Here is a 26,000-nt window from a genome sequence, read left to right on the forward strand (position 1 = left end):
CAAGCAGGGCTGGTAGGTTGATGTATGAGAATCAATCTCAGATTCGAAAGCAATGAATCTGGATTACCTCATGAAAAAAGACGGTTTTTGACAATCAACGTCGACATTTCTCCGACATCAAGGGGCCGTGACCCCAAGGAGAAATGGCGCGAGTGACGGGGCTCGAACCCGCGACCTCCGGCGTGACAGGCCGGCACTCTAACCAACTGAGCTACACCCGCGCATTGACGAGCACGTGTCAGCCGTGTTCGTCGTTGGGGCGGTGGATAAGGGGTAAGCCACCGGGTGTCAAGCGGACCCGGACAGCATAACGGCAAACAGCAGAAGGTTTTTTGACAAGCAGAACTTTGTTGCCGAAACCGGCTCCTGGCCAAGCCGCTGGCCGCTCATTTGGCCTTGCGAAGCCGGTCCTAACTGCTTAAAGGTCCGCCCGGAGCGGGCGATTAGCTCAGTTGGTAGAGCGCTTCGTTTACACCGAAGATGTCGGCGGTTCGAGCCCGTCATCGCCCACCATTTTCCGCGATGTGTTCAATCCAGACATGTCCGTGCAACATCAGGTTCATATGCCTGCACTGCAGGAGAATCGCCCAATCGGCGTTGGTCGACGCAGCCCCACTGGCAGTCCATTTCTGCCAATCTGCGTGCACCGGGGCTACACCCCTCATGCTGACCGTCCCGGCGCAACCTCTGATCGCAACCAATGGATTCGTCGTTGTTGCCGTATCTTCCGCTCGCAAACGCTTCACGGCCCGGGTGAGACGCATCCGACCACTACGCAACTCGGACTTTGGTCTGATTCGAACTGTCTTTCCGTAAGACTTAAGTCTGACCTGCTTGCCTCCCATAAGGCAAACGATTGCCGAAAGTTAAAACTTGCAGTATTTTACTGCACATGGGCACGGGCGGGAGCGAAGATATTCCTGGATGGCTTACGAGTCATCTTCCTAATGATGCCGTGATCGCAGGAGATCTCGCGGATAAGATATCGAAGGAGGCTGAAAAAAACCGGCTTCCAGGCGAATGGGTTGTGAAGACAACCCCTAGCGAAGAAGACACCTTTAAGAAGGAAAAAGTTGAACCTCATCCCCGCGCCACGGTTGCAGGAATCTTTGCCAGAGGCTCATTCCTCGCGTTAGTGGTATTAACCATTTATCTGCTTTATGTGTTCTCCATTGTGGTCGGCGAAACAGTCGCGGATGTTCCTCTGCCCCACGCTGAACTAGTAGACGCTCCGCCAAGACTCTGATTAGCCGCACCGCGTTGATGCGGCGGCCCTTCAATGTCCGTTGCCGCGACGAAGGTTTGGTTCGTGCGGCAAAGGTGTTTCGCGCGGGGCAACTTGTTGCTGCAGCACCGCAGCATTGTACTTCTATAAACCTCCCGGTCACTGTGTTCCGTGCAACTCATGCAATTGCTTGCCGCGGCTCAGCCTGCAGCTTCCGCCGCATGAGCAAGCCGTTTTGCAACAAAGATGCAATGCTTCGGCGGATCAGCGTCCTGCAGCACCTCGAAGCCGATCGCCTTGTAGAACTTCAGCGCACCGTGATTGTGCGGCATAACTTCGAGGTGGACGCCGGTTGAGCCGCTCGCCGCAAGCCGCTGCTCGAGAAATTCCATCGCGCGCCTGCCGACGCCTTTCCCGCGCGCTTGCGGCAACAGGTCGATATGGCCGTGCGACGGGTAGGCGGCCAGCACAGGCGGGACAGCGAAATCGGGATGATGGATCTGGTGCCGCGCCCAATCGCTGCCGCGCCAATGCGAGCTGTCGGGTCCGGGTTCAGCCACGCGACCCTGCAGTGCCGGGTACCAGTTTGTCGCCAGGCTGGCATTGAAAGCGGCTGTGTCGGCTGCGCCAAGCAGATATCCGGCCGGACCTGTGGACCCATCGACAATGAGGGCCAGCTCGGGTTCGAGGACCTGGTAGGGGATGGTGTAGACGAGGCCGAGCAGATCCGGGTCGTCCTCGCGGCCGCTGGCGTCCTTGCCGGCGTCGCCGGTCTTGAGGCAGATCATCGCAAGTGCCGGATGATCGGCGGCGGTCGCCCGGCGCAGGAAGAAACCGCCGCCGAAATCGAGGATCATGGCGGCAGCAGCCGGAAATCCTTGCCCTCGGGCAAAAGCTGCCCGCCGTCGACGATGATGGTCGTGCCGGTGATGTAGCTGGCGTCGTCCGAGGCCAGGAACAGGAAGGCGTTGGCCACGTCGCGCGGGCTGCCGAGGCGGCCGAGCGGGATCGCGTCTTCCATGTTCTTGATGAAGGCCGCACCGCGATGCTGCTCTATGCCTTCGGTGAGGATATTGCCGGGCTCGACGCCGTTGACGGTGATGCCATAGCCCGAGAATTCGAGCGCGGCCGAACGGATCAGCCCGTTGATGCCGGCTTTGGTCGCCGAATAATGGCCGTGACCGGGGCTGGTGACATGCGGGCCGGTGATTGAGGAGGTGAACAGCATGCGGCCAAAATGCTGCGCCTTCATCGGCACCAGCGCCGCGCGTGCGGCGATGAAGCTGCCACGCAAGTTCACCGCCATGACCCGGTCCCAGTCGTCGGGACTGGTGTTTTCCAGCAATTGCCAGGGATAGATGCCGGCATTCTGGACCATGATGTCGAGCCGGCCGTGACGGTCGAGCGCCAGCGCCACGGCGGCCTGCGCATCGGCCATCTGCGAGATGTCGGTGCAGATGAATGCGGCACCGAGTTCATCCGCGGCCGCTTGCCCGGCCTCAACCTCGGTATCGGCCAGGACGAGCTTCGCGCCCTCCTCGGCAAAGCGCTGTGCGATCGCCTTGCCAATGCCGCGGGCCGCGCCGATGACCAGCGCCACCTTGCCAAAAAGTCTCACGGTTTGCGGTCGGCTGCTCATGCCAGCCTCTGGCGGATGGTTTGCTTGAACGCGTCGAGCAGCACTGCGGCGAGCACCAGCAGGCCGTGGATCACCTGGGTGAAGTTGGCCGGCAGACCCATCAGGTTGATCGCCGTATTGATGGCCGAGAGCAGCAGCACGCCGGCATAGACGCCGGGCAAGGTGCCGACGCCGCCTTTCAGGCTGACGCCGCCGATGACGACCGCGGCGAAGGCGTTGAACAACAGGCCGACACCGAGATTGGCGGTGGCGCCGGAGGTGCGGATCGCCAGCAGCCAGCCGGCAAGGCCGGCAATGGCACCGGCGAGAACGAAGGCTATGACCAGGTTGCGATTGACGCGGATGCCGGCGCGGAAGGTCGCCGTCTCGTTGCCGCCGATCATGACGAGATGTCTGCCAAAAGGTGTCTTGGCCATGATCAGCGAGAAGACGATGAAACAGGCGATGGCGATCCAGGCGGTCAGCGGCAGGCCGCCCAGGCGCTGGATGGCGAACCAGCGGATTGCCGGCGCAAGGTCCTGTGCCGAGCGGCCGCCGGAAATGACCAGCACCAGGCCGCGCACCCAGATGTAGGAGGCCAGCGTGATGATAAAGGCGCTCATCTTCACCTTGACCACCAGGTAGCCGTTGATGACGCCGATGAGGCCGCCGACGGCAAGGGCGATGAGTAGCGAAACCGGAACCATCAGCCATTGCGGCTGCAACTGGATGCCAAGGCCGATGCCCGATGAGCAGAACAGGATGCCGACCGCCATGGCGCTGAGCGCCGCCACCGATTCGACCGACAGGTCCATATGGCCGGCGATGATGACCAGCGCCAGGCCGATCGACATGACGCCGAGCACGCTCGACGCCTCGATGATGTTGGCGAAGATGCCGAGTTGAAAATAGTTCGGGATGAGGATGGAAAAGACCACCAGTACGAAGACCAGCATGAACCAGACGAGATTGTCGAGGATGAACTCGAGGGTTTGGCGCGTGCGGGGGTTCATCTGCGGATCCGGTTGGCGCGTCACCCCGAAAAACCACTCGGTCTTCGGAAAGATCAGGCGCGGTTGAAAATTGCTGCAGCGTTCCCATGCGCGTCCGTTCTAACGCGCACAGCTGCAGGGCTGGACTCCGGGCCGGCGTGGCCCGGAGCGCTTGGCGACTTTGCTATTCGACCGGCTTTACGGTGTCCGAGGGCGGCTTCATGTTGCCCCAGAAGGCCGGGTTATCGACATTTTCCTTGGTGATCGCAGCGCCGGGGATCTTGATGTTCGGCCCCCAGGCTTCCTTGGTCACGGTCGACTTCAGGCCGAGCACGTCGTATTCGCCGGGCTTGATCTCCTGCTTGTTGACCGCCTTGTCCATGAACATGGCGACGGCAGCGGCCTGGGCATAGAGCGGCTGCTCGACTTCGACGTTGAGCCAGCCCTTGCGGATCAGGTCGAGGCCGACCGGAGCGCCGTTCGAGCTCATCAGCATGACGTCGCCTGGTTTCTTGCCGGCCGCCTCGAGCGAGGCGACGGCAGCGACCGAGAGGTGCGCCGCATGGCTGAAGATCAGGTCGATATCAGGGTTGGCGAGAATCTGGTCGTTGACGATGGTCCCGGCCGCATCCGCCGCCCATTGCATGGCCGGCAGCGAGATGATCTTGACGTCCGGGAATGCCTTCATCTTCTCCTCGAAACCCTTCTGGATATCGAGCGTGTAGGGGTCGCCCGGATCGCCGAGCACCTGCAGGATCTTGCCCTTCACCGAGCCGTTCTTCGCGGTCAGGAGTTTTTGCGCCTGATCGGCGGCGACGTAGCCGATCTCGACGGTTCCGGCCACCGAGGTAAAGTCGGACGGGGTCGAAGTGATCTGGCGGTCGAACTCGACGACCGGGATGCCGGCGGCGCGGGCGGCCTCGATCGATGGTTTCAGCGCATTGAAATCGACGGCGGCAAGGATGATCGCCGCCGGCTTCAGCGCGATGACGTCGTTCATCTGCGATTGCTGAGCGTCGGTCTTGTTGTCGGCGTTCAGCGTCTTCATCTCGTAGCCGACCTGCTTCAGGAACAATTCCAGCGCGCTCACCGAGCCGGTCTGGAACTCATCGAGCAATGTCGGCACCATATAATAGACGGTGCCCTTGGACTGGGCGAATGCCGGCGTGAGCGTGGCAAAGGCCAGTGCCAGGATACCGAAGACGGAAAGAAGTATTTTCTTCATGTCGTTCGCTCCTCTTGCGCCGGACCCCTCATTTGTCCCTCAGCTCGCCGGTCCGGCACCGGCGAGCGTCTCTCCGGTGATCATGTTGATCACCGCGTCGGGACTTGTTTTGCTGCGTGCGACGTCGCCCGCCACGACGCCTTGCCGGATCACCACGATCCGGTCGGCGACCTGGAAGGCCTGTTGCATGATATGGGTGATGATGACGACGCCGATGCCCTGGCTCGCCACCTGGCGGATCATGTCGAGGCCGCGCCGCGTCTGCTCGACGCCAAGGGCTGCGAACGGCTCGTCGAGAAGCACCAGCTTGCCGCCAAAATGCACGAACCGGTTGAGTTCGATGGCCTGCCGCTGACCGCCCGAGAGGTGCTCGACATTGGTTCTGAGTGATGGGATGCGCGTGCCGGCGCTGGCCAGCGCCTTTTCGACGACCTGCTCCATGGCGGGTTCGTCGAGCACCGGAATGCCGAGAACCTTCCTGGTGATCTCGCGGCCCATGAAGAAATTGGCGACCACGTCGACATTGGTGCAAAGCGACAGGTCCTGGTAGACGGTCTCGATCCCCGCGGCCTTGGCCTCGGCGGGGGATTTGGCGAGGAATTCCTTGCCTTCGAACAGCATCCGGCCGGAGGTCGGCTCGAGGCCGCCGGCGATGATCTTGACCAGCGTCGATTTGCCGGCGCCGTTGTCGCCGAGAAGCGCCACCACTTCGCCCTTGCCGATCGAGAAGCTGATGCCTTTCAGCGCTTCGATCGCGCCATAGTTCTTGGTGACGTTGTCGAGCACCAGCAGCGGTTCGCTCATGCGGCGATCCCCTTATTATGCAGGAGGTCTCGCCCGCGCTCGCGCTCGGCGGTGAAGATCTGGCCAAAGCGCGGCGAAAGCACCCCTGAGACGGCAAGTGCGGCGGCGCCGCGCAACACCGCATGCTGGCCGCCGCGCGCGACGCTGACGCGAGGCGTTTTGCGGTCGCTTCGCGCCGAGACCGAGTTGGGCAGGTTCACAGCCGCGCCGGCCAGCCTTTCGAGCAGATCGGTGGAGGCCAGCCCGCCGAGGATGATGGTTTCGGGGTCGAACAGGTTTTCGATGATGGTGACGGCGTTGCGGAAGATCGGCGCGATTTCGCTGACCCAGTCGGCGTCGGCGATGTTGCGGCGGCGCAGCGCCTCGAGCGAGAGATACCGTTCGAGACAGCCGCGATTTCCGCAGGGGCAGGGTTCGCCGCCCGGCACCGCGGGGATGTGCCCGATCTCGCCGGCATTCCCCCAGGCGCCGCGTAGTGCGGCACCGTCATGCACCATGACGCCGCCGAGGCCGACGCCGAAATAGAGATAGTAATATTCGGAATATGCCGTCCCAAGGCCGTAGAGGCGCTCGCCGATGGCCGCGGCCGCCATGTCGGTTTCGAAAAAGGCGGGCAGCCCGGTCGATGCGGCCAGCCGCTCGCGCAGCGCCACGTCCTTCCAGCCGGTCATGGTGGTCGGCCCGACAAAGCTCATGGACTCCACGCCGAACGGGCCGGGCAAGGCCATGCCGATGCCGAGAACGCGGCCTCCGGGCCGCAACGCGGTCAGTTCGAGCACCATGGCGCCGATCAGCTCGAAGGCGTGGTTGGGCGTTGCATTGGAGGCTTGGCGGTAGGTGCTCTCGATCACGTCGCCGCTGAGGTTGATCAGGGCGGCGTTGATGCCCAGCGGGGTGACGTGGATGCCGACGGCATAGCCGCCTTCCGGATTGATCCGCAGCGTGGCCGGAGGCAAACCGCGCCCCTTGGGCTCTTCGCGCAGCGACAGCACGTAACCGTGCTCTTCCAACTCGCGAACGATGGTCGACACGGTCTGCACGGTGAGCCCGACCCGCCTGGCAATGTCGCCGCGGGCGATCGGCCCGTGAAGGCGGATGGATTCGAGCACGATGCGCCGATTATACGGCCGCCCGAACTCCTGATTGGTTCCCCGCAGTGCCATGCCTTGCGCCCTCGAGAGAGGCCAGACTGGCACCGAAGATTTATTCAGTCAAATGGAATTCAAAAATAATTGAGAGCCGTGCGGAGCGAACCTAGCTGATGGCCGCTCACGACATGGTCAGTAGCGGATGGCACGTCGCTCCAGCAGCACCACGATTGAGAACATCGCGATTGACAAGGACGACGACAGCACGATCGCCGCATAGAGCCGGTCCGACTGATAGTTGAAGGTCGCTTGGATGATGAGCGCGCCGAGACCTTTGTCCGACCCGATCCACTCGCCGACAATGGCGCCGATCACCGCCGTCGCCGAAGCGATTCTCAGCGAGGAGAACAACATCGGCAATGCTCTTGGCAGGCGCAGACTCCAGAATATTTCCCACCGCGTAGCCGATAGCACGCGGAACAGTTCGTGCTCGTTGTCGCTGGCCGAGTCCAGCCCCCGGATCATGTTGACCAGTGTCGGGAAGAAGCAGATCACCGCCGCGATCACGATCTTCGGCGTCATGCCGAGCCCGAAGATCAGGATGATGATCGGCGACAGCGCCAGGATGGGAATGGTGTTGAAGAACAGCACGATCGGAAAATACGCGGCCTGCAGGATGCGGCTGTGCACGAACAGCACCGCCAGCAGCACACCGGCGAGATTGCCGATGAAAAATCCTGCCAGCGCCTCGATCAGCGTCGGCCAGAGGTTGCTGAGCAGCAAAGCAAGACTCCTCTGGAACACGCCTGATATGGCCGTCGGCGTCGGCACGATATAGGCCGGCACGCCGAGCCATGGCAGCACGAACTGCCAGGCGATCAGGATCGAGGCCGCGCCAAAAACGGGCAGAGCGACGGCCAGCGCCGATGGCAAGGGCGCCTGCCTCATGAGGCCTGCTCCAGCGCGCCGCGCAGTTCGGCCATCACGGCAACGATCGCCGGATCCTCGCGCGAACAGCGGTTGCCCTCCTGCTTGAACGGCCGCATATCGAGGTCCCTGGCCAGGCGGCCCGGATTGGCGGCGAGAACGATGACCCGTTCTCCGAGATAGACGGCTTCGGCGATCGAATGAGTAACGAAAAGGATGGTCGCGCCGGTGCGCCGCCACAACGACAGAAGCTCGTCGTTGAGACGGTCGCGGGTGATCTCGTCCAGCGCGCCGAAAGGCTCGTCCATCAAAAGCAGCCTGGGTTGCCCAAGCAGTGCCCGGGCTATCGCCACGCGCTGGCGCTGGCCGCCGGACAATTGGTGCGGCAGACGCTCGCCGAACCCGGCAAGCCCCATCAGATCAAGCAGTTCGTCGGTTCGGTCGTCTATTGTCCGGGTAAGCCGGCCTTGTCCGACATCGAGCGGCAGGTGCACGTTGTCGCGCACGGTGCGCCAGGGCAGCAGGGTCGAGTCCTGGAAGACGAAACCGACGTCGCGCCGCGAACGGACCGCATGCGGTGTGTCGCCAAGCACGCTGATCGAGCCGCTGAGCGGATCGAGCAGGTCCGCAACCACACGGAGCAGGGTCGACTTGCCGCATCCCGAAGGTCCAAGGATCGACAGGAAGGAGCCGGCCGCGACCGACAAGTCGAGACCGGTGAGCACTTTCACCGCCGGCTGCCGGCCGCCATAGCCGACATCCAGGCCGCGGGCCTCGATCGCGTTCGCCATCAAGCGGCGGGCGCGTCGAGCTTGGGTCGGTCGGCGGCCGACAATTCGAGTATTTTGGTGGTGTAGACGTCGGCTGCCGCGGGCCGGCCGTTCGGGTATTGGCCGACCTTGTCCAGCAGCGCCAGCTGCTCCTCGATCGAGGCGGGATCGAAGGTTCCCCATCCGTCCTTGGCGGTTGCACCGTCGAAGGAGAGTTTCAGCACCAGATTGATCGTCTTCTGCTCCCACCCAAGGTCCATCTCCGGATAGGCCTCGACCATCTTCTTGACTGCTTCCTGCGGATTGGCGTGCACCCAGCCCCAGCCCTTGGCGACGGCGCCGATGAATTTCGCCAGCGTTTCCGCATCCTGTTCGATCGCGGTGTCGCTAGCGAAATAGACGTCGGCATAGGAGTTCAGCCCGAGATCGCGCACCAGAAGATCGATCCTGTCATCGCCGACGACGCTCAGCGCCTGGGTGTTGGTGATCCATCCGCCAATCGCGTCGACGTCGCCGCGCACCAGCGGCGCCTTGTCGAAGCCGACATTGACGACAGTGACCTCGGACGGATCGATGCCGTTCTTGGCCAGGATCTCATCGATGACGAAGCGCGCCGTCGGCTGGATGCCGATCTTCTTGCCCTTGAGATCGGCCACGCCGCGGATCGGCTTGGCAGGCTTCGAAGTGAAGGCATAAGGACCGGTGCGGAAGCCGCAGGCGATGATCTTCACCGGCACGCCGCTGGCGCGCGCCGCGTAGAGCTGGGGCGTTTCGGAAAACTGGCCGAGTTGCGCGGCCCCCGAAATCACCGGCGGCACCGTCGCTGCATTGGGACCGCCCGGGCTGAATTCCACCTCGAGGCCCACCTCCTTGAAATAACCGTTGGCGACCGCGGCGATGTCGCCGATCTGTCCGTTGGACATCAGCCAGTCGTACTGGATGACGACCTTTCCGGCAGCCCTGGCGCCCGGCGTCAGCACGAGCTGCATTCCGGCCGATGCTGCCGCGACGGCGGCGAAGCCGGCTTTCATGAAGCTGCGGCGGTTCATGTCGTAGTGCCTGTTCCCACTCATTTTTCGCTCCTGTTGCAAGACGTTCTCGTCTCTTCATTGCGCGCCGTTTCCCAGTGGCGCGGCGTCGTCTACGGCTGTTCGTCGTGATAGTCGCCGGGGCCGCCGTCGAGCCAGGCGTATAGTTCCCAAAGCGTGTCATCGGGATCGGTGAAATAGGCGCAGCGCGCATTCCAGACATAATCCTCCGGCGGGCCGTAGAAGGGCACGCCCTTGGCCGCCAGTTCGCCGTGGAGCCGGTCGATCTCGCCGGGCGCGTCAAGCCTGACCGCCACGCAGACCTTGTGCGCCTGGCGCGGCGACCTGAGTTTCGAGATGCCGGCGTGCCGGCTGATATGGTCGATCTCCCAGGCCGCCAGCGTGATCCCCTCGCCATGGAAGTCGGCAAAGCCCTCGGCGCGGCGCCGCAGGCGGAAGCCGAGTTTTTCGACATAGAATTCAACCGTCCGCTCGATATTCTCGACGAGCAGGCAGACGTCCGAAATCGCATGTGCGCCTCCGACCGGCATGGCTACCTCCCTGTGCTGCGCGCGAGGCGCGATGCCGGCAACTTGACGCCGACGCGACCGGCGGCGCCGACGATGTGGGCGCGCATCGCCGCCTCGGCGGCCGCGGGATCGCCGGCGACCAGTGCCTCGTAGATGCGCACATGCTCCCCGACATTGACTTCGACCAAGTCGTGCAGCGGATTGGTGAGGCGCGCGTAGTGGATCGAGCGGCGGATCTGCTCGCAAACGAAGGAAATAAAGGTGTGGATGTAATTGTTGCCGGTCGCCCGCGCGATCTCGCGATGAAACAGCAGGTCGGCGTCGATGCTGCCTTCTTCCCAGCGCTCCTCGCCGCTCATCCGGTCGAGCGCCGCCTTGATTGCGTCGAGGTGCTCCTGCCCGCGCCGTTCGGCGGCGAGCGCGGCTGACTCGGCTTCCAGTATGCAACGCAGCTCGAACAGCCGCTCCATATTCCCGGTCGCTTTCAGCGCCTCGCCGTCGATCCGGATCGACGCGCGCTGCTCTGGCGCCAGCACGAAGGCTCCGACGCCTTGCCTGGCTTCGATCATGCCATCGGCCCTGAGCTGGGCGATCGCCTCGCGCACCACGTTGCGGCTGACTCCGAATTTTTCCGAGAGCTGCTGCTCGGTCGGCAGCCGCGTGCCCGGATTGAGCTCGCCGGATTCGATCTCGCGGCTGAGGAATGCGGCGACGCGATGCGGCAGCGCCTCCACCGTGCCGATAGCGGCCAGTCTTTGCTTCATGGAAACGTCTCCGTCGATGGCAGAAGGCAGCCGGGATTCATCAACCCCTGAGGGTCGATCGTTGTTTTGAGCGCAGTGATGAGCCGGCGATGGGCAGGCGCCAGGCCGGCCCAGAAAGTGCGATGACGGGTGCGGCCGATACCGTGCTCGGCGCTGATCGAGCCGCCAAGCGCGCCGACGATCTGGTAGAGTCCGGCGGTGATCTCCGCGCCTTCGGCACGAGCTTCAGCCTCGGCGAGCCCGTGCGGTGGCAGGACGTTGAAATGGATATTGCCGTCGCCGGCATGGCCATACGCCTGCGGCAGCCAGCCGGGATGTTCCAGCACCACGAATTGGCGGGCCTGACCGATGAGGGCAGGGATGTCCGATATCCTGACCGCAAGGTCGGTGCGCACATGGTAGCCGCGCTTTGCCTGGCCCTCGACCAAGCCCTCGCGAATGGCCCAGAACGCGCTGGCCTGCGCGATGCTTTCAGCAAGGACGGCGTCGGCCACCAGACCGCTCTCCATGGCCCCGGCCAGGAAATCGGCCAGCATGGAGCGCAGGTCGACCGCAGCACTTGCGGAGAGTTCGATCAGCACGTGGACGGGAGCTTCGACCGGCGAAACGACGTCGGCGTCGATCAAGCGCGCGAGCTCGATGCACTCCGAACCAATGATCTCGAAGGCCGAAATCAGATCGGATGAGGCCCGGCGAGCCTGCCGGAACAGGGTGATGGCCGCTTCGAACGAAGCGAGACCGAGATAGGCGGTCTCGACCCGGATCGGTTTCGGAAACAGCTTGAGCTCGACGCCGGTGATGATGCCGAGCGTTCCTTCGCTGCCGATGAAAAGTTGCTTCAGGTCGTAGCCGCGATTGTCCTTGCGCAGGCCGGAAAAGCCGCTCCACAACTCGCCGTCGGGCAGGACGACTTCGAGGCCGAGGATGAGATCGCGCGCCATGCCATAGCGCAGCACGTTGGTACCGCCGGCATTGCTGGCCGCATTGCCGCCGATCTGGCAGCTTCCCTGCGCGCCGAGCGCCAGCGGAAACAGGCAATTCTGTGCCGCTGCCGCATCCTTGATGTGCTGCAGGATGCAGCCGGCGTCGGCCTGCAGGATGAAATTGTCGGCGTCGACGAGACGGATGCCGTTCAACCGCTCCAGACTGACGACCACCGCGCCACGGGTGTCGAGGTCGATTGCGCCCGCCACCAGTCCTGTGTTCCCGCCCTGTGGGATGATTCCGAGGCCGAGCGTACCGCAGAGCCGCACCACAGCCTGGACTTCGCTGACGCAAGCAGGCTTCAGCACCGCAAGGGCTCCGCCGCGATGATCCCCGGACCAGTCCCCAAGGTATTTCGCCATGCCGGCAGCGTCGGCGGCCACGCCGCTTTGTCCGACAGCGCCCTCCAGGGCATTCAGAATTTCAGGCGGGATACCATGAACGGTCATTACAAGCCTGTTGAGCTAAGGCATAGGCTTATACATATCATCCTACAACTGCATCGGAGTCAACGCCGTGGGCACAAGCCCTCAAGGGCTGGAGCCGAATGTTTGCTGGGGAGGACAGAGCGAAGGGCGATCGCCGGCGGATGCTTAGGCGAGGTTGCCACTCAATTGCTGGTCCGTCTGAGGAGCAGCCCGGCTCCTAGAGGTACCGCTCGACCTTCTTGCCGACGGTCAGGAACCGCAGCGGGTCGATCGCCTCGCCATTGTGGCGAACCTCGTAGTGCAGGTGCGGGCCGGTCGAGCGGCCGCTGTTGCCGGTCTTGCCGATGATGTCGCCGGCATCGAGCTTCTGGCCGACGGCGACGTCGATTTCGCTGAGATGCCCGTAACGCGTCACAAAACCATTGCCGTGGTCGACCTCGATCATGCGGCCGTAGCCGCCGTTCCAGCCGGCCTTGACGACCACGCCGGCTGCCGTGACCTTGGCCGGCATACCGATCGGCGCCCTGAAATCCATGCCGGAATGCAAGGCGGCCGTGCCGAGGATGGGGTCGGTGCGCACGCCGAACGGGCTGGTGACGCTATGGCCGGGCGCGGGGTTGGCGAGCGGCAGCCGGCGCGCTTCCTTTTTAAGATGATCCAGCGCGTCAAGCGCCTCGTCCAACTCCTTGACCTTGCTGTCAAAGGTCAACGAACTGTCAAGTGGTATCAGCGGGCCGCCGACGTCGCTCTTTTCGAATTCGCTGGTGGGCGGCAGGCCGGCGGCCTCGAGCGCCTGCGAGATCGCGTCGGCGCTCTTATAGGCATTGTCGGCAAGTGTGGCGATGCGGGTGAGTTGCTGGCTCTCGATCGCCTTGAGCGAGTTGTTGATCGAAACGAAGAGCTTGTCTGCCCGGTCGGCCGTGCTCTCGCTCGGCAGCGGATCAGCGCGGGTCGACCACAGCGAGAACGGCCTCGTGTCGTCGACGTCCACAGGGCCGGCAAGCGGGGCAGCAAGGCTGGCGACGGAATAGGCCGTCGGCCGTGCGATGCTGCCGGTCGCATCGGCATGTTCGTCCGGCTTTGCCGTCGGTTCGGGCGGCGTTCCGGCCTCATTTTCGGCTCGTTCGAGGATCGGGCCGAGGCGGCCGTGACGCAGGCTGAGCTGGCTCTGCCGCTCCAGCAACTCGCTGACCTTGGTTTCCATCAGCTGCTGGTCGAGAAGCTGTCGGCTGGTGATGCGGTCGACCTGGCTGCGCAGTGCCGAGATGCGGTCTTCGTAGGCCTGCTGCATGCGCGCCTGCCGCGCCGTCGTGGCGCCGATCAGATCGTCGCGCAGCACCAGATAAGAGGTCGCCAGCAGGTAGCCTATGACGATCGCCGCCAGCGCCGAGCCGCAAAATGCGGCCAGCCACGGACGTATGGTGAAATGCCTTATCTGGTCGCCCCGGGCGATGATGACCGTGTGGGGCTCTCTGCGCCTGCCGAAGACCGCTGACTGACTGGTTACGTTCACGGGACCAAGCTTTCGTTACGATACCAACGACGAGCCTGATTACACATTATTAGGGTTAACAAAGTTTTGCCGGATCGAACGCCCAGGCAAAGGTCTTCGCGCAAAACGCGCATCGAGTTGCAGCGGCGTGCCGCAGCACTCAAAGCGCGCGAACCGCCTCCAGCACCTCTTCGGCATGACCCTTGACGCGGACGTTGCGCCAGATCCTGGCGATGCGTCCGTCCCGGCCGATCAGGAACGTCGCGCGCTCGACGCCCATATAGGTGCGGCCGTAGAGCTTCTTTTCGACCCACAAATGGTAGGCCTCGATCACCTTGCGTTCCTCGTCGGCGACCAGATCGATGCTCAGATCGTATTTCGCCTTGAACCTGTCGTGCTTCCTGACGCTGTCCGGCGACAGGCCGATCACGACAGCGCCGGCCTTTTCGAATTCCGGCTTCGACTGCGAAAAGCCGATCGCCTCGTTGGTGCAGCTTGTGGTGTCGTCCTGTGGGTAGAAATAGAGTACGATGGGTTTTCCCAGCAATGCGGCGAGGCTGAGTGAGCCGCCGCCGTCGCGCGGAAGATCGAATTGCGGCGCAATATCGCCCACGTCGAGGTCAGCCATACCGATGCCCTTGTTTGAGGTTACGCGCCAGGCTGCACCGATATAATGTCGAGCGGGGATTCGTCCACGATCGAATTCGTTTCAACGGAAGATTGCGTGGATCAGGAGCTACCGCAGCACGAGAAGATCAGGTTCAGGCGTGACGAGATCACCGACCTGGGGACCTTTCCGTCCGCATGCCGCGTACCGCCGCTCGGCCAGGCGTCGATCGGTCGCGGCGTTCGTTTGATGGCGCGGCTGTTTGCCGGCCTTGTCGCCCTTGTGCTGCTGGCTGCGGCCGGCGTCTATGCGATCGGCGTGTCAGGCTTCGGCTCGGAGCGGCTTCGTGCGGAGGCCGAAACGGCAATCGAGAGGTTGGCCGGCTTCGATGTCGACGTTGCCGTCGGGCCGGCCCGGCTGACGCTTGACGGGTCGAGTTTCATTGCGCTGCAGGTCAGCGACGTCAGCCTCAAGACCGCCAAGGGCAAGCCGATGGCCGATGCCGGCCAGGTTCGCTTCGGCATCCGGCTGATCCCGCTGCTTTCGGGCGAGGTGCGGCTGACCAGCGCCAGGATTTCCGACGCGCACGTCGTTATGGCGGCAATGCCGTCCGGCGGCGACTGGACGGCCGGGCTGCGCAACCAGGACGGCCTCATCGATCCGGAAAAACTTTCCGCCGCCGTCTTCGCCAACATCAATCGCGCGCTTGATGCGGTGCGCGAGGATTCGATGCGCCAGATCGATCTGCGCAACGTCGAGCTGGCACTGCCCGAGACCGGATCGGTCAAATCGGTCACCATCGCCGACGCCTCCGTGTCGCAGTCGGGACCGGGAAGCATGGAGTTTTCATCCGACGCGGATGTCGACGGCAGGGCGCTCACCATCGCCGCTTCCGCCACCCGCGATCCGGCGACGCGACGCATCACCGCGCTGGACGCCAGCGTCGAGGCGGCGGACCCCGACACTGCGGCGGCAGGTGGCAAATTGGGTGCGATCACCTTGAAGCTGGCGGGGTCGGAAGGCGTCGGCGACAATGGTTCGCGGCTGACCGCTGCCTTGTCGCTGACTGGATCGGTGCTCGATCTCGGGCCGCGCGGCCTGCTTCCGGCCGACGTCGATCTCGATGCAACGCTCGTCGCCGGCTCGAACAAGATCCAGGTCGACAGTTTGCTGGTGAAGACCGGCCGCTCGACCTTCGATTTCGCCGGTTCGATCGGGCCGAAGCCGGCTACTGGCACAGCCGGCGAGGAGCCATCCTATCGTTACGACCTGACCAGCGACGGTTCGACCCTGGCGCCTTCGGATTCGCCGGAGCCGGCGCTCAGCTTCATTGCCCGTATTGCCGGCGTCTACCAGCCGACGAGCCAAAAGCTGATCGCCGAGCAGATCGGCGTCCGGTCCGGGCCGGCCAGCGAAGTGCTGGGCACGGCCTCGGTTTCATTTGTCGCCAACCAGGCGCCGGGCATATCGGTCGCGCTCAACGTTCACGACATGCCGGTCTCGCACGTCAAGCAATTATGGCCATGGTTTTCGGCGCGGAATGCCAGGCTGTGGGTGCTTAAGAACCTGTTCGGCGGCCGCGTCGTCGACGGCAGCCTGCAGTTCCAGGTCGTACCCGGACGGCTCGGCAACGGCGTGCCGCTTTCCGCCGATGAAGTGTTCGGCCGATTCCAGGTTGAAGGATCGCGCTTCGACACGGCCGGCCGCATCCCGCCGATCCGCGATGCCGTCGGCGTCGTCGGCTTCCACGGCAACGACGTCGACGTCGCGCTGTCCTCGGGAAGCGTCTATATGCCGAGCGGCCGTACCGTGGCGGCGAGCAACGGCACGCTCACCGTCAAGGCGGCGAATCATCCGCCGGTGATCGGCGCGCTCGACATCGATGTCGCCGGCGAGGCGCCGGCAATCGCCGAACTGGCATCGTTTGACCCGATCAACGCCATGCGCCATGTCGGCCTGCTGCCGGACGACCTGTCCGGAACGGTGACCGGCCACGTCAAGGCCGATATTCCGCTGCAGTCCGGCGTCGACTCGTCCAAACTCGATTGGCTGGTGGCACTCGACTACAAGGATCTGTCGCTGGGCAAGCCGTTCGAGGGCCAGACGGTCAGCCATGCCGACGGCTCGATCACGGTCGCGCCCGACCGGGCGGTGATCTCGGCCAAGGCGCTGCTCAACGGCATTCCGGCCGAGCTCGACCTGATCGAACCGCTTAGGGATGGCGGCCCGCCGCGCAGTCGTAAAGTAGCGCTGGTGCTCGACGACAAGACGCGCGCCACCGCCATGCCTGGCCTGTCGACGCTGCTTTCCGGAACCATCAAGGTGGCGATCGACAAGAGCGGCGCCGGCAACCAGAACGTGTCGGCCGACCTGACCAATGCCAGGCTGGACATTCCCTGGGCCGGCTGGAGCAAGGGCCCCGGCATTCCCGCCAAGGTCGTCTTCGCCATGGCGAAGACCGGCGACACCACGACGCTGTCCAATTTCGAACTCGACGGCAAGACCTTCTCCATCGACGGCAGCGCCGTGCTGGTCAACGGCGCCTTGTCCTCGGCCCGGTTCAGCAAGGTCACCTTGAACAGGGGCGACGACGTCGCCGTCTCGGTGAAGCGGTCGGGCAAGGCCTATGCGGTCGAGGTCAGCGGCAGCGCGTTGGACGCACGCTCGCTGATCAAGCAATTCACGTCCGACGTCGACACCGCCACCAAGACCACCGGCGTCGATGCGATCTCGGTCAGCGCCGACGTCAGTTCCCTGACCGGCTTCCACGACGAGGTGCTGTCGAATTTGAAGCTCGACTACAGCGGCGCCGGCTCCAGGGTGAACGGGCTCAAGGTGAGCGCCACGGCAGATTCGGGAGCCGCGATCACCATCAGCAACACGACCGGCGGCGGCTTGCGCACACTCAACATGAAGTCGGCCGACGCCGGCGCCATACTGCGCTTCCTCAACATCTACGAGCATATGGAAGGCGGCTCGATCACGCTGGCGCTCACTGGGGCCGGCGACGGGCCGATGAAAGGCCAGGTCGACGCCAAGAACTTCTTTATCGTCAACGAGCCGAAGCTCGCCTCGATCGTGTCGACGACGCCGGCCGGCGACAGCCGCAGCCTCAATGAGGCGGTCAAGGGCAATCTCGACACGTCGAGGGTGAAGTTCGAGCGCGGTTTTAGCGAAATCGACAAAGGCAGCGGCTATCTGAAGCTGCGCAACGGCGTGCTGCGCGGCTCGCGCATCGGCACCACCTTCCAGGGCACGCTCTATGATCAGAACAACAATATGGACATGACCGGCACGTTCATGCCGGCCTACGGTGTAAACCGCATCTTCGGCGAACTGCCGCTGATCGGCGCGCTGCTCGGCAATGGCCGCGACCGCGGCCTGATCGGCGTCACCTACAGGCTCAGGGGCAATGCCAACAAGCCGACCCTCGACGTCAATCCGCTATCGGTGATCGCGCCCGGCATTTTCAGGTCGATCTTTGAATACCGGTGAGGCGGGTGGGTCGGGGTTCGGAATAAAGTCGCTCTGTAGCGATCCTTCGCGCCCCCCTCTGTCCTGCCGGCATCAAGGGCTCTGCACAGCATCTCAGACACTCAAACCGGCCGCACCAGAACGTGCTTTTTCTTGCCGAGCGACAGCTTTGCGACGTTTTCCGGGCCGAGATCCTGCAGCGTCACCATCCGGCGGTCGTCGGATACCGGCTGGTCGTTGAGGCGCACGGCGCCGCCCTGGATATGCCGCCGCGCCTCGCCGTTGGACGCTGCCAGCCCGGCGGTGACGAACAGCGACAATATGCCGACGCCGGCTTGGAGATCGGCCCTGCCCACCTCGACGGTCGGCAGTGTTTCGGCGAGCGCCCCTTCCTCGAACGTCTTACGCGCCGTTTCGCTGGCCTCCTCTGCCGCCTCGCGGCCATGCAGCATGGCGGTGATCTCGGTGGCGAGGATCTTCTTGGCTTCGTTGATCTCCGAGCCGCCGAGCCGTTCGAGGCGCGCGACCTCGGCGAGCGGCAAGGTCGTGTAAAGCTTCAGGAACCGGCCGACATCGGCGTCCTCGGTGTTGCGCCAATATTGCCAGAACTCGTATGCCGACAGCATCTCCGCATCGAGCCAGACCGCGCCCGATGCCGACTTGCCCATTTTTGCGCCGGACGAGGTAGTAAGCAGCGGCGTCGTCAGCGCGTAAAGCTGCGCGCCTTCCATGCGATGGCCGAGATCGATGCCGTTGACGATGTTGCCCCACTGGTCGGAGCCGCCCATCTGCAGCCGGCAGCCGAGGCGCTTGTAGAGCTCGACGAAGTCGTAGGCTTGCAGGATCATGTAGTTGAATTCCAGGAACGACAGCGACTGCTCGCGCTCCAGCCTGAGCTTGACCGAATCGAAGGTGAGCATGCGGTTGACCGAAAAATGCCGGCCGACATCGCGCAGGAAATTGACGTAGTTGATATCCATCAGCCAGTCGGCATTGTTGATCATGACGGCGTCGTTCGAGCCGCTGCCGAATTTGAGGTACGGAGCGAAGTTGCGGCGGATGCCGGCCAGATTGTTCTCGATGTCCTGCGGCGTCAAAAGCTTGCGCGCCTCGTCCTTGAACGACGGATCGCCGATCATCGAGGTGCCGCCGCCCATCAACGCGATCGGCCGGTGGCCGGTCTGCTGCAGCCAGTAAAGCATCATAATCTGGATCAGCGACCCGGCATGCAGGCTCTTCGCGGTGGCATCGAAGCCGATATAGGCGCTCACCGTTTCCGTGGCGAAAAGCTGGTCGAGGGCGGCATCGTCCGAGGTCTGGTGGATGAAACCGCGCTCGCTCATTGTGCGCAGGAAATCGGATTTGAAGGCGGACATCGTTTCTTTCCCGGAAGCGCCCGGCCGCAGCGGCTCGGGATGTGCATGAAGGCGGGCGTTTAGCATCCAAGCGCGATCAGCAAAAGTGGAATCCGGTTTTGCGTCCGATCGCGCTTCGGATGGGTTTGCGCGATCAGCAAAAGTGGAATCCGGTTTTGCGTTCCCGCGGATGACATTCCCTATGCTTGCGTCCTCGTTTCGGCTGGCGTAATGAGGCGCCGCGCCAGCGGGGCTCTTCCGCTGGACCGCGCGGCATCGATCGAATGCCATATCCTGTGACAGAGTCGAGATGCCGGAGATATCCATCGTCATTCCTTGCCGGAACGAGGCGGCGAACCTGCCGCTTCTGCTCGACGAGATCGGCGCTGCCATGGCCGGGCGCGACTTCGAGGTGATCGTCGTCGATGACGGCTCGACCGACGACACGCCTTCGGTGCTCGCCGCCCAAGCGGCACTTCGCGCGTTTCCGCTGCGCCACCTCAGGCATGAAAAATCTGCCGGCCAGTCGCTCTCGGTGCGCTCCGGCGCCTGGGCAGCGCGCGGCGATATCGTCGCCACCATCGACGGCGACGGCCAGAACGATCCCGGCTACATCCCAATGTTGATCGATGCGCTGCGGCAGGCTGGTCCCAACGTCGGGGCCGCGCAGGGACAGCGGCTGAAGCGCCGCGACAGCAAGATCAAGCAGCTGGCGTCGCGTTTCGCCAACGGGCTGAGAAAGGCCATCCTGCACGACGAGACGCGGGACACGGGCTGCGGCCTCAAGGCGATCCACACCGACATCTTGAGGAAATTGCCGTTCTTCGACGGCACCCACCGCTTTGTTCCGGCGCTGGTCATCCAGGAGGGCTACCGCGTCGTTCATTGCGACGTCGTCGACCGCTCCCGCCGTCACGGCAAATCGAACTACGGCATCTTCGATCGCGGCCTGCAGGGCGTCCTCGATCTTGCCGGTGTCTGGTGGCTGCGCCGCAGGCGCCGCAGAATGCCCAAAGTAGAGGAAATCACGCATGGGTAACGTGCTTCAGGAATTGGCGACCTGGCTTCACGATGTTTTCGTCAAGCAATTCGATGCCTGGGTACTGCTCGGCTTCGTCGCCCAGTTCTTTTTCACCATGCGGTTTCTGGTGCAGTGGGTGGCGTCGGAAAAGGCCAAGCGCAGTGTCGTGCCGATCGCCTTCTGGTTCTTTTCGCTGTTCGGCGGCGGCCTGCTGCTGGTCTATGCCATCCAGCGTCAGGATCCGGTGTTCATCGCTGGCCAGGCCATGGGCCTGTTGATCTATATCCGCAATCTCTGGCTGATCGCCAACGAGCGCAAGGCGGCGATGACGAAGGTCGATTGAGCCCGCTTCCGGCCCTAAACCGGTCGAGCAAGCAATCCAGATTACTTGCTGTCCAGCCCGCCGTAGGATCTTACCAGCCGGACCATGTCGGCCGAACTGGCAGCCTCGCTCTCGAGCCCCTCGGCGACACCGATGCGGTCGGCGGCCGGCCGGTTCTGGCTGACCTTCCATTTGCCGCTGATTTCAGTGATTTCGATTTCCAGGCCGACAATGCCCTTGATCTGCGACTGGATGAAGGGTGCTGGCGCGTCGGTCACCGCCCACGGCGTCGCGCGATTGCCCTCCTGCGACATTGTCAGATCGGAAATCTGCTCAGCCAGCCAATCCTGGTCCTCGACCACCGTAACGATGCCGCGCACCTGGACGATGGCGTAGTTCCAGGTCGGTACCACCTTGCCGGTTTCGCGCTTGGTCTTGTACCAGGACGGCGTCACATAGGCGTCCGCGCCCTGGAAGACGACCAGCACGGGCGACAGGGGATTGTCGGCCAAAAGCCGCCATTGCGGATTGGCCCTGGCTAGATGGGCGCGTAGCCTGCCGTTCGGCGGCACTTCCTCGTTGAGCAGGGAGGGGGCGTCGAGCAGGAAGGGAATTGCGTTGGCGACCGGCCCCTCGGCACCATTCGAGACCAGCAGGCCAAGCGGATGCGCCCGGATCAGCCCGTGCAGGACGTCCTGCCGGGTTTCCTGGAAATGAGGCGGCTGGTACATCGTCGTTCCCGATTATCTCAGCCGCTTCGGCCGTGGGTCGGACAGTTCCCCGGCCAGCCGGCGATCGAGATAGTCCGCGCATTCCTCGATCAGAAGCTCGGCATGGTTGGCAAAGAAATGGTTGGCGCCGGGCAAGGTCTTCTGGGTGATGGTGATGCCCTTTTGCGTGTGCAGTTTGTCGACCAGGCCCTGTACGTCCTTGGGCGGCGCGACCTTGTCGGCGTCGCCATGGATGATCAGGCCGGACGACGGGCATGGCGCCAGGAACGAGAAATCATAGGTATTGGGCTGCGGCGCGATCGAGATGAAGCCTTCGATCTCGGGCCGGCGCATCAAGAGCTGCATGCCGATCCACGAGCCGAACGAATAGCCGGCGACCCAGCAGCTCTTGGAATCTGGATGCAGCGACTGCACCCAGTCGAGCGCCGCGGCGGCGTCAGACAACTCGCCGGTGCCGTGGTCGAATTCGCCCTGACTGCGGCCGATACCGCGAAAATTGAAGCGCAGCGTGGTGAAATTGCGCTTCTGGAACATGTAGAAGAGGTCGTAGACGATCTTGTTGTTCATCGTGCCGCCGAACTGGGGGTGCGGGTGCAGGACGATGGCAATCGGCGCGCTCTTTTCCTTCGAGGGCTGATAGCGACCCTCCAGACGGCCGGCCGGACCGGTGAAAATGACCTCAGGCATGAAATACTCCACTTGGCATAAATTGCGCGGCGCCCGGAACAACTCTTCCTCTGGCCCCACTCTTCCCTAGGCCTTGACGCAGGGCGAGCGTCTTTCTAGAAGCTAGTTTAGAATTGTTCAAAACTGGGCGGCCAAAAATTGTGGCTCGGCCACCCGCGCCGCAAGCCGCGTAAATAGGACGTCTTGCCTTGCAATTTCAAGGAAATAACGCGCTATCTTCGCGGAACAGCTTTTGAAGGGACCAGTTGGACGGAAATGGCCGGAGCACGCGCCTATCTCGACTACAACGCCAGCGCGCCGCTGCTTGCCTCGGCGCGCGCGGCGGTGGTCGCTGCGCTCGACGTCGCCGCCAACCCGTCCTCGGTCCATGCCGAGGGCCGCGCCGCGCGGCGGCTGATCGAGGATGCCAGGCGCGTCGTGGCGCGACTGGTCAACGCCAGGGCCGAGCATGTCGTATTCACCTCCGGCGCGACGGAAGCTGCCTCGACGCTGCTGACGCCGGACTGGCGGATGGGGCGCGGTGCCGTCCGCATGAGCCGGCTCTATGTGTCCGAGGCCGATCATCCTTGCCTGCTGAATGGCGGGGGCTTCCCGGCGGCGCAGCTGGCGCGGATCGGCGTCGACGCCGACGGCATCGTCAGGCTCGACGCCTTGGCGGCAGCGCTCGCCGCACATGACAAGGCCGAAGGCTTGCCGCTGGTGGCGATCCACGCCGCCAACAATGAAACCGGCGTGATCCAGCCAGTCGGCCGCATCGCCGAAATCGTCAAGGCGGCGGGCGGCGTCCTGGTTGTCGATGCGGTGCAGGCGGCGGGCCGCATTCCGCTCGATATCTCGGCGGGTTACGGCGACTATTTGATTCTGTCCTCGCACAAGATCGGCGGCCCCAAGGGCGTCGGCGCCATTGTCGCGGCGTCGGACCTGATGATGCCAAAACCGCTGGTCAGCGGCGGCGGCCAGGAAAAGGGCCATCGCGGCGGCACTGAAAACCTGGCGGCGATCGCCGGGTTTGGCGCGGCGGCGCGTGAGGCGCTTGCCGGGTTGGAAACGATCGATGCGGTGCGGCAGCGTCGCGAGGAAATTGAGGCGATCGTGAAAACGCTGGTGCCGGATGCCGAAATCTTCGGGACCAGCGCTGCAAGGCTTGCCAACACCACGTTCTTCGCTATTGCCGGCATCAAGGCCGAGACGGCGCAGATCGCCTTCGACCTGGCCGGCGTGGCGCTGTCGGCCGGATCGGCCTGTTCGTCGGGCAAGGTCGGCCCGAGCCATGTGCTGAAAGCCATGGGTTATGGTGACAGCCTTGGCGCGTTGCGCGTGTCCATCGGCCACGCGACCAGCGCCGAAGATATCGAGCTGTTTCGCGCGGCGCTGGCGACGATCGTCGCGCGGCAAGCCGGTAAGGAAAAGGCAAGCAGGGAACGAGCCGCCTGAGCGCGGCAGACGAAATGTAGGGCCTTGCGGCCTGGTAGAGCCGTGCGTTCGCATTTGGCCGGGTGAATTTCCGGCATGAACGCACTATATGAAACTTACGCCGCCTCGGGTGCCTGATGGGTGCACGTTTGCGGTGCCATAGTTTGAAAACTGCCGGGCCTTGACCCCGGCGTGGATGGAGAACGCTGATGCCTGCTGTGCAGGAGACGATCGATCGAGTTCGAAAGATCGATGTCGACCAGTATAAATACGGATTCCAGACCGAAATCGCGATGGACAAGGCCCCCAAGGGCCTGAGCGAAGACATTATCCGCTTCATTTCGGCGAAGAAGGACGAGCCGTCCTGGATGCTGGAATGGCGCCTGGAAGCCTATCGCCGCTGGCTGACGCTGGATGAGCCGAAATGGGCGCGCGTCCATTATCCCAAAATCGATTTCCAGGATCTCTACTATTACGCCGCGCCCAAGAGCACGCCGGGGCCGACTTCGCTCAGCGAGGTCGATCCCGAACTGCTGAAGGTCTACGAGAAGCTCGGCATTCCGCTCAGGGAACAGGAAATCCTTGCCGGCGTGCAGAAGACCGATGCGTCGGAGCTCGAGGAAGCCAGCGACAACGTCTACAAGTCAGGCCGCGTCGCCGTCGATGCGGTGTTCGATTCCGTCTCCGTCGTCACCACCTTCAAGAAGGAGCTGGCGCAGGCCGGCGTCATCTTTTGCTCGATCTCGGAAGCGATCCGCGAGCATCCGGAGCTGGTGAAGAAATATCTCGGCTCGGTCGTGCCGACCTCCGACAATTTCTACGCGACGCTGAATTCGGCCGTGTTCACCGACGGCTCCTTCGTCTTCGTGCCCAAGGGCGTGCGCTGCCCGATGGAACTGTCGACCTATTTCCGCATGAACGAGAAGAACACCGGCCAGTTCGAGCGCACGCTGATCATCGCCGAGGAGGGTGCTTACGTCTCCTATCTCGAAGGTTGTACGGCGCCGCAGCGCGACGAGAACCAGCTTCACGCCGCGGTGGTCGAGCTGGTCGCGCTCGACGATGCCGAGATCAAATATTCGACGGTGCAGAACTGGTATCCCGGCGACGCCGAAGGCAAGGGCGGCATCTACAATTTCGTCACCAAGCGCGGCGACTGCCGCGGCCATCGCTCGAAGATTTCGTGGACGCAGGTCGAGACCGGCTCGGCCATCACCTGGAAATATCCGAGCTGCATCCTGCGCGGCGACGATTCCAGCGGCGAGTTCTATTCGATCGCGGTGTCGAACGGTTATCAGCAGGTCGACAGCGGCACCAAGATGATCCATCTCGGCAAGAACACGTCGAGCCGCATCATCTCCAAGGGCATTGCCGCCGGCTTTTCGCAGAACACCTATCGCGGCCAAGTTTCGGCGCACCGCAAGGCGACCAACGCCCGCAACTTCACCAATTGCGACTCGCTGCTGATCGGCGACCAGTGCGGCGCACACACCGTGCCCTACATGGAAGCCAAGAATTCGACGGCCCAGTTCGAGCACGAAGCGACGACGTCGAAGATTTCCGAGGACCAGAAATTCTACGTCATGCAGCGCGGCATCCCCGAGGAAGAGGCGATCGCGCTGATCGTCAACGGCTTCGTCAAGGACGTCATCCAGCAGCTGCCGATGGAGTTCGCGGTCGAGGCGCAGAAGCTGATCGGGATATCGCTTGAGGGCTCGGTCGGCTGACCGGAATAGAATTTTCAGGAAAAAGAAGAATGCTTGAAATCAGAAACCTGCATGCCCGCATCGTCGATGACGGCACCGAGATCATCCGCGGCCTGAACCTGACGGTCAGGGCCGGCGAGGTCGCCGCCATCATGGGCCCGAACGGCTCGGGGAAATCGACGCTGTCCTACATCCTCGCCGGGCGCGAGGACTATGAGGTCACCGAGGGCGACATCCTCTATAACGGCCAGTCGATCCTCGACATGGATCCGGCCGAGCGCGCTACCGCCGGCATCTTTCTCGCCTTCCAGTATCCGATGGAGATACCGGGCGTGGCGACGATGGAATTCCTGAAAGTTGCGATGAACGAGCAGCGCAAGGCGCGCGGCCAGGAACCGCTGAAAATCCCGGAATTCCTCAAGCGCGTGAAGGAGGCGGCCGCCTCGCTCAACATGGACATGGCGATGCTGAAGCGGCCGCTCAATGTCGGCTTTTCCGGCGGCGAGAAAAAGCGCGCCGAGATTCTGCAGATGAAGCTGCTGGAGCCAAAGCTCTGCGTGCTCGACGAGACGGATTCCGGTCTCGATATTGATGCGCTGAAGATCGTCGCGGACGGCGTCAACACGCTGCGCTCGCCGGACCGCGCCATCGTCGTCATCACCCACTACCAGCGCCTGCTCCAATACATCGTGCCTGATACCGTGCACGTGCTCTACAGGGGCCAGGTGATCAAGTCGGGCGACAAGTCGCTGGCGCTCGATCTCGAGGCCAATGGCTATGCCGGCGTGATCGGGCAAGCCGCGTGAGAT

Annotated in this window: 24 protein-coding genes and 2 tRNA genes; 8 read left to right on the forward strand and 18 right to left on the reverse strand. The window is 63.3% G+C overall.

Going from position 1 to position 26,000, the window contains the following annotated elements:
• Positions 1-144 precede the first annotated feature (144 nt).
• A tRNA-Asp gene (locus NKJ94_RS24815) sits at positions 145-221 on the reverse strand.
• A gap of 216 nt (positions 222-437) precedes the next feature.
• On the opposite strand from NKJ94_RS24815, the gene NKJ94_RS24820 reads away from it, so the two are divergent.
• Together NKJ94_RS24820 and NKJ94_RS24825 are read left to right on the forward strand one after the other, a co-directional pair.
• Positions 438-513, forward strand: a tRNA-Val gene (locus NKJ94_RS24820).
• Between the two features lie 343 nt (positions 514-856).
• On the forward strand, positions 857-1,246 hold the full coding sequence (locus tag NKJ94_RS24825; RefSeq protein WP_352528751.1) for a hypothetical protein: 390 nt from the start codon (positions 857-859) through the stop codon (positions 1,244-1,246).
• Between the two features lie 179 nt (positions 1,247-1,425).
• Here the strand turns inward: NKJ94_RS24825 and NKJ94_RS24830 are convergent, their stop codons facing one another.
• The 14 genes from NKJ94_RS24830 to NKJ94_RS24895 form a co-directional block, all read right to left on the reverse strand.
• Entirely contained in the window at positions 1,426-2,082 is a 657-nt protein-coding gene (locus tag NKJ94_RS24830; protein WP_352528753.1) for a GNAT family N-acetyltransferase, read from the reverse strand.
• On the reverse strand, positions 2,079-2,864 hold the full coding sequence (locus NKJ94_RS24835; RefSeq protein WP_352528755.1) for an SDR family oxidoreductase: 786 nt from the start codon (positions 2,862-2,864) through the stop codon (positions 2,079-2,081). Before NKJ94_RS24835 ends, NKJ94_RS24830 begins: the two co-directional genes overlap by 4 nt.
• Positions 2,861-3,856, reverse strand: a complete 996-nt coding sequence (locus tag NKJ94_RS24840) for an ABC transporter permease (RefSeq protein ID WP_254817612.1) — start codon at positions 3,854-3,856, stop codon at positions 2,861-2,863. The genes NKJ94_RS24835 and NKJ94_RS24840 overlap by 4 nt, the downstream gene beginning before the upstream one ends.
• A gap of 163 nt (positions 3,857-4,019) precedes the next feature.
• Complete coding sequence (locus NKJ94_RS24845) at positions 4,020-5,060, reverse strand: sugar ABC transporter substrate-binding protein (protein ID WP_352528757.1); 1,041 nt, start codon at positions 5,058-5,060, stop codon at positions 4,020-4,022.
• A gap of 39 nt (positions 5,061-5,099) precedes the next feature.
• Entirely contained in the window at positions 5,100-5,864 is a 765-nt protein-coding gene (locus tag NKJ94_RS24850; protein ID WP_352528759.1) for an ATP-binding cassette domain-containing protein, read from the reverse strand.
• On the reverse strand, positions 5,861-7,027 hold the full coding sequence (locus NKJ94_RS24855) for an ROK family transcriptional regulator (protein WP_352528761.1): 1,167 nt from the start codon (positions 7,025-7,027) through the stop codon (positions 5,861-5,863). Before NKJ94_RS24855 ends, NKJ94_RS24850 begins: the two co-directional genes overlap by 4 nt.
• 117 nt (positions 7,028-7,144) lie before the next feature.
• A complete protein-coding gene (locus NKJ94_RS24860; RefSeq protein WP_352528763.1) occupies positions 7,145-7,900 on the reverse strand; it encodes an ABC transporter permease in 756 nt (251 codons plus the stop codon).
• A complete protein-coding gene (locus NKJ94_RS24865) occupies positions 7,897-8,670 on the reverse strand; it encodes an ABC transporter ATP-binding protein (RefSeq protein ID WP_352528764.1) in 774 nt (257 codons plus the stop codon). Before NKJ94_RS24865 ends, NKJ94_RS24860 begins: the two co-directional genes overlap by 4 nt.
• Entirely contained in the window at positions 8,670-9,698 is a 1,029-nt protein-coding gene (locus NKJ94_RS24870; RefSeq protein ID WP_352528809.1) for an ABC transporter substrate-binding protein, read from the reverse strand. Before NKJ94_RS24870 ends, NKJ94_RS24865 begins: the two co-directional genes overlap by 1 nt.
• Before the next feature lie 92 nt (positions 9,699-9,790).
• On the reverse strand, positions 9,791-10,228 hold the full coding sequence (locus tag NKJ94_RS24875) for a VOC family protein (protein WP_352528766.1): 438 nt from the start codon (positions 10,226-10,228) through the stop codon (positions 9,791-9,793).
• 2 nt (positions 10,229-10,230) lie between these two features.
• Entirely contained in the window at positions 10,231-10,971 is a 741-nt protein-coding gene (locus NKJ94_RS24880) for a FadR/GntR family transcriptional regulator (protein WP_352528768.1), read from the reverse strand.
• Positions 10,968-12,404 (reverse strand): FAD-binding oxidoreductase, encoded by a 1,437-nt coding sequence (locus tag NKJ94_RS24885; RefSeq protein ID WP_352528770.1) that lies wholly within the window; start codon positions 12,402-12,404, stop codon positions 10,968-10,970. Before NKJ94_RS24885 ends, NKJ94_RS24880 begins: the two co-directional genes overlap by 4 nt.
• Before the next feature lie 196 nt (positions 12,405-12,600).
• Positions 12,601-13,896, reverse strand: a complete 1,296-nt coding sequence (locus tag NKJ94_RS24890; protein WP_352528772.1) for a M23 family metallopeptidase — start codon at positions 13,894-13,896, stop codon at positions 12,601-12,603.
• Positions 13,897-14,035: 139 nt separating this feature from the next.
• Positions 14,036-14,503, reverse strand: coding sequence for a peroxiredoxin (locus NKJ94_RS24895; RefSeq protein WP_352528774.1), 468 nt, complete (start codon positions 14,501-14,503; stop codon positions 14,036-14,038).
• Positions 14,504-14,599: 96 nt separating this feature from the next.
• Here NKJ94_RS24895 and NKJ94_RS24900 point away from each other — a divergent pair, with 96 nt between their 5' ends.
• On the forward strand, positions 14,600-17,977 hold the full coding sequence (locus NKJ94_RS24900; protein ID WP_352528776.1) for a hypothetical protein: 3,378 nt from the start codon (positions 14,600-14,602) through the stop codon (positions 17,975-17,977).
• 101 nt (positions 17,978-18,078) lie between these two features.
• Here the strand turns inward: NKJ94_RS24900 and tyrS are convergent, their stop codons facing one another.
• Positions 18,079-19,332, reverse strand: a complete 1,254-nt coding sequence (tyrS, locus tag NKJ94_RS24905; RefSeq protein WP_352528778.1) for a tyrosine--tRNA ligase — start codon at positions 19,330-19,332, stop codon at positions 18,079-18,081.
• Positions 19,333-19,621: 289 nt separating this feature from the next.
• Between tyrS and NKJ94_RS24910 the strand changes: the two genes are divergently transcribed.
• Both NKJ94_RS24910 and NKJ94_RS24915 read left to right on the forward strand, forming a co-directional pair.
• Positions 19,622-20,350 (forward strand): glycosyltransferase family 2 protein, encoded by a 729-nt coding sequence (locus tag NKJ94_RS24910; RefSeq protein ID WP_352528780.1) that lies wholly within the window; start codon positions 19,622-19,624, stop codon positions 20,348-20,350.
• Positions 20,343-20,675, forward strand: a complete 333-nt coding sequence (locus tag NKJ94_RS24915) for a lipid-A-disaccharide synthase N-terminal domain-containing protein (protein ID WP_023717355.1) — start codon at positions 20,343-20,345, stop codon at positions 20,673-20,675. The genes NKJ94_RS24910 and NKJ94_RS24915 overlap by 8 nt, the downstream gene beginning before the upstream one ends.
• Positions 20,676-20,716: 41 nt before the next feature.
• Here the strand turns inward: NKJ94_RS24915 and NKJ94_RS24920 are convergent, their stop codons facing one another.
• Positions 20,717-21,385 carry an FMN-binding negative transcriptional regulator gene (locus NKJ94_RS24920; protein WP_352528782.1) on the reverse strand — a complete coding sequence of 223 codons (669 nt, stop codon included), beginning with the start codon at positions 21,383-21,385 and terminating at the stop codon, positions 20,717-20,719.
• A gap of 12 nt (positions 21,386-21,397) precedes the next feature.
• Complete coding sequence (locus NKJ94_RS24925; protein ID WP_023717356.1) at positions 21,398-22,072, reverse strand: alpha/beta hydrolase; 675 nt, start codon at positions 22,070-22,072, stop codon at positions 21,398-21,400.
• Between the two features lie 255 nt (positions 22,073-22,327).
• Here NKJ94_RS24925 and NKJ94_RS24930 point away from each other — a divergent pair, with 255 nt between their 5' ends.
• The 3 genes from NKJ94_RS24930 to sufC all read left to right on the forward strand — a co-directional run bounded on the left by NKJ94_RS24930 (position 22,328) and on the right by sufC (position 25,997).
• Positions 22,328-23,506 carry a cysteine desulfurase family protein gene (locus NKJ94_RS24930; protein ID WP_352528784.1) on the forward strand — a complete coding sequence of 393 codons (1,179 nt, stop codon included), beginning with the start codon at positions 22,328-22,330 and terminating at the stop codon, positions 23,504-23,506.
• 188 nt (positions 23,507-23,694) lie between these two features.
• Positions 23,695-25,212, forward strand: coding sequence for a Fe-S cluster assembly protein SufB (gene sufB, locus NKJ94_RS24935; RefSeq protein ID WP_352528787.1), 1,518 nt, complete (start codon positions 23,695-23,697; stop codon positions 25,210-25,212).
• Between the two features lie 29 nt (positions 25,213-25,241).
• The gene (gene sufC, locus NKJ94_RS24940) at positions 25,242-25,997 is read left to right on the forward strand and encodes a Fe-S cluster assembly ATPase SufC (protein ID WP_352528789.1); all 756 of its coding nucleotides are present in this window, start codon (positions 25,242-25,244) and stop codon (positions 25,995-25,997) included.
• Positions 25,998-26,000: the final 3 nt, after the last annotated feature.

The organism is Mesorhizobium sp. M0060 (assembly GCF_040323155.1).
GTDB lineage: Bacteria > Pseudomonadota > Alphaproteobacteria > Rhizobiales > Rhizobiaceae > Mesorhizobium.

Excerpts from the sequence above, each read along its gene's own strand:
- NKJ94_RS24920 (WP_352528782.1), bottom strand. The coding sequence starts at position 21,385 with ATGTACCAGCCGCCTCATTTCCAGGAAACCCGGCAGGACGTCCTGCAC.
- NKJ94_RS24830 (WP_352528753.1), bottom strand. The coding sequence starts at position 2,082 with ATGATCCTCGATTTCGGCGGCGGTTTCTTCCTGCGCCGGGCGACCGCC.
- NKJ94_RS24895 (WP_352528774.1), bottom strand. The coding sequence starts at position 14,503 with ATGGCTGACCTCGACGTGGGCGATATTGCGCCGCAATTCGATCTTCCG.
- NKJ94_RS24855 (WP_352528761.1), bottom strand. The coding sequence starts at position 7,027 with ATGGCACTGCGGGGAACCAATCAGGAGTTCGGGCGGCCGTATAATCGG.
- tyrS (WP_352528778.1), bottom strand. The coding sequence starts at position 19,332 with ATGTCCGCCTTCAAATCCGATTTCCTGCGCACAATGAGCGAGCGCGGT.
- NKJ94_RS24860 (WP_352528763.1), bottom strand. The coding sequence starts at position 7,900 with ATGAGGCAGGCGCCCTTGCCATCGGCGCTGGCCGTCGCTCTGCCCGTT.
- NKJ94_RS24865 (WP_352528764.1), bottom strand. The coding sequence starts at position 8,670 with ATGGCGAACGCGATCGAGGCCCGCGGCCTGGATGTCGGCTATGGCGGC.
- NKJ94_RS24910 (WP_352528780.1), top strand. The coding sequence starts at position 19,622 with ATGCCGGAGATATCCATCGTCATTCCTTGCCGGAACGAGGCGGCGAAC.
- NKJ94_RS24875 (WP_352528766.1), bottom strand. The coding sequence starts at position 10,228 with ATGCCGGTCGGAGGCGCACATGCGATTTCGGACGTCTGCCTGCTCGTC.
- sufB (WP_352528787.1), top strand. The coding sequence starts at position 23,695 with ATGCCTGCTGTGCAGGAGACGATCGATCGAGTTCGAAAGATCGATGTC.
- NKJ94_RS24845 (WP_352528757.1), bottom strand. The coding sequence starts at position 5,060 with ATGAAGAAAATACTTCTTTCCGTCTTCGGTATCCTGGCACTGGCCTTT.
- NKJ94_RS24915 (WP_023717355.1), top strand. The coding sequence starts at position 20,343 with ATGGGTAACGTGCTTCAGGAATTGGCGACCTGGCTTCACGATGTTTTC.
- NKJ94_RS24870 (WP_352528809.1), bottom strand. The coding sequence starts at position 9,698 with ATGAACCGCCGCAGCTTCATGAAAGCCGGCTTCGCCGCCGTCGCGGCA.
- NKJ94_RS24880 (WP_352528768.1), bottom strand. The coding sequence starts at position 10,971 with ATGAAGCAAAGACTGGCCGCTATCGGCACGGTGGAGGCGCTGCCGCAT.
- sufC (WP_352528789.1), top strand. The coding sequence starts at position 25,242 with ATGCTTGAAATCAGAAACCTGCATGCCCGCATCGTCGATGACGGCACC.
- NKJ94_RS24840 (WP_254817612.1), bottom strand. The coding sequence starts at position 3,856 with ATGAACCCCCGCACGCGCCAAACCCTCGAGTTCATCCTCGACAATCTC.
- NKJ94_RS24850 (WP_352528759.1), bottom strand. The coding sequence starts at position 5,864 with ATGAGCGAACCGCTGCTGGTGCTCGACAACGTCACCAAGAACTATGGC.
- NKJ94_RS24885 (WP_352528770.1), bottom strand. The coding sequence starts at position 12,404 with ATGACCGTTCATGGTATCCCGCCTGAAATTCTGAATGCCCTGGAGGGC.
- NKJ94_RS24835 (WP_352528755.1), bottom strand. The coding sequence starts at position 2,864 with ATGAGCAGCCGACCGCAAACCGTGAGACTTTTTGGCAAGGTGGCGCTG.
- NKJ94_RS24930 (WP_352528784.1), top strand. The coding sequence starts at position 22,328 with ATGGCCGGAGCACGCGCCTATCTCGACTACAACGCCAGCGCGCCGCTG.
- NKJ94_RS24925 (WP_023717356.1), bottom strand. The coding sequence starts at position 22,072 with ATGCCTGAGGTCATTTTCACCGGTCCGGCCGGCCGTCTGGAGGGTCGC.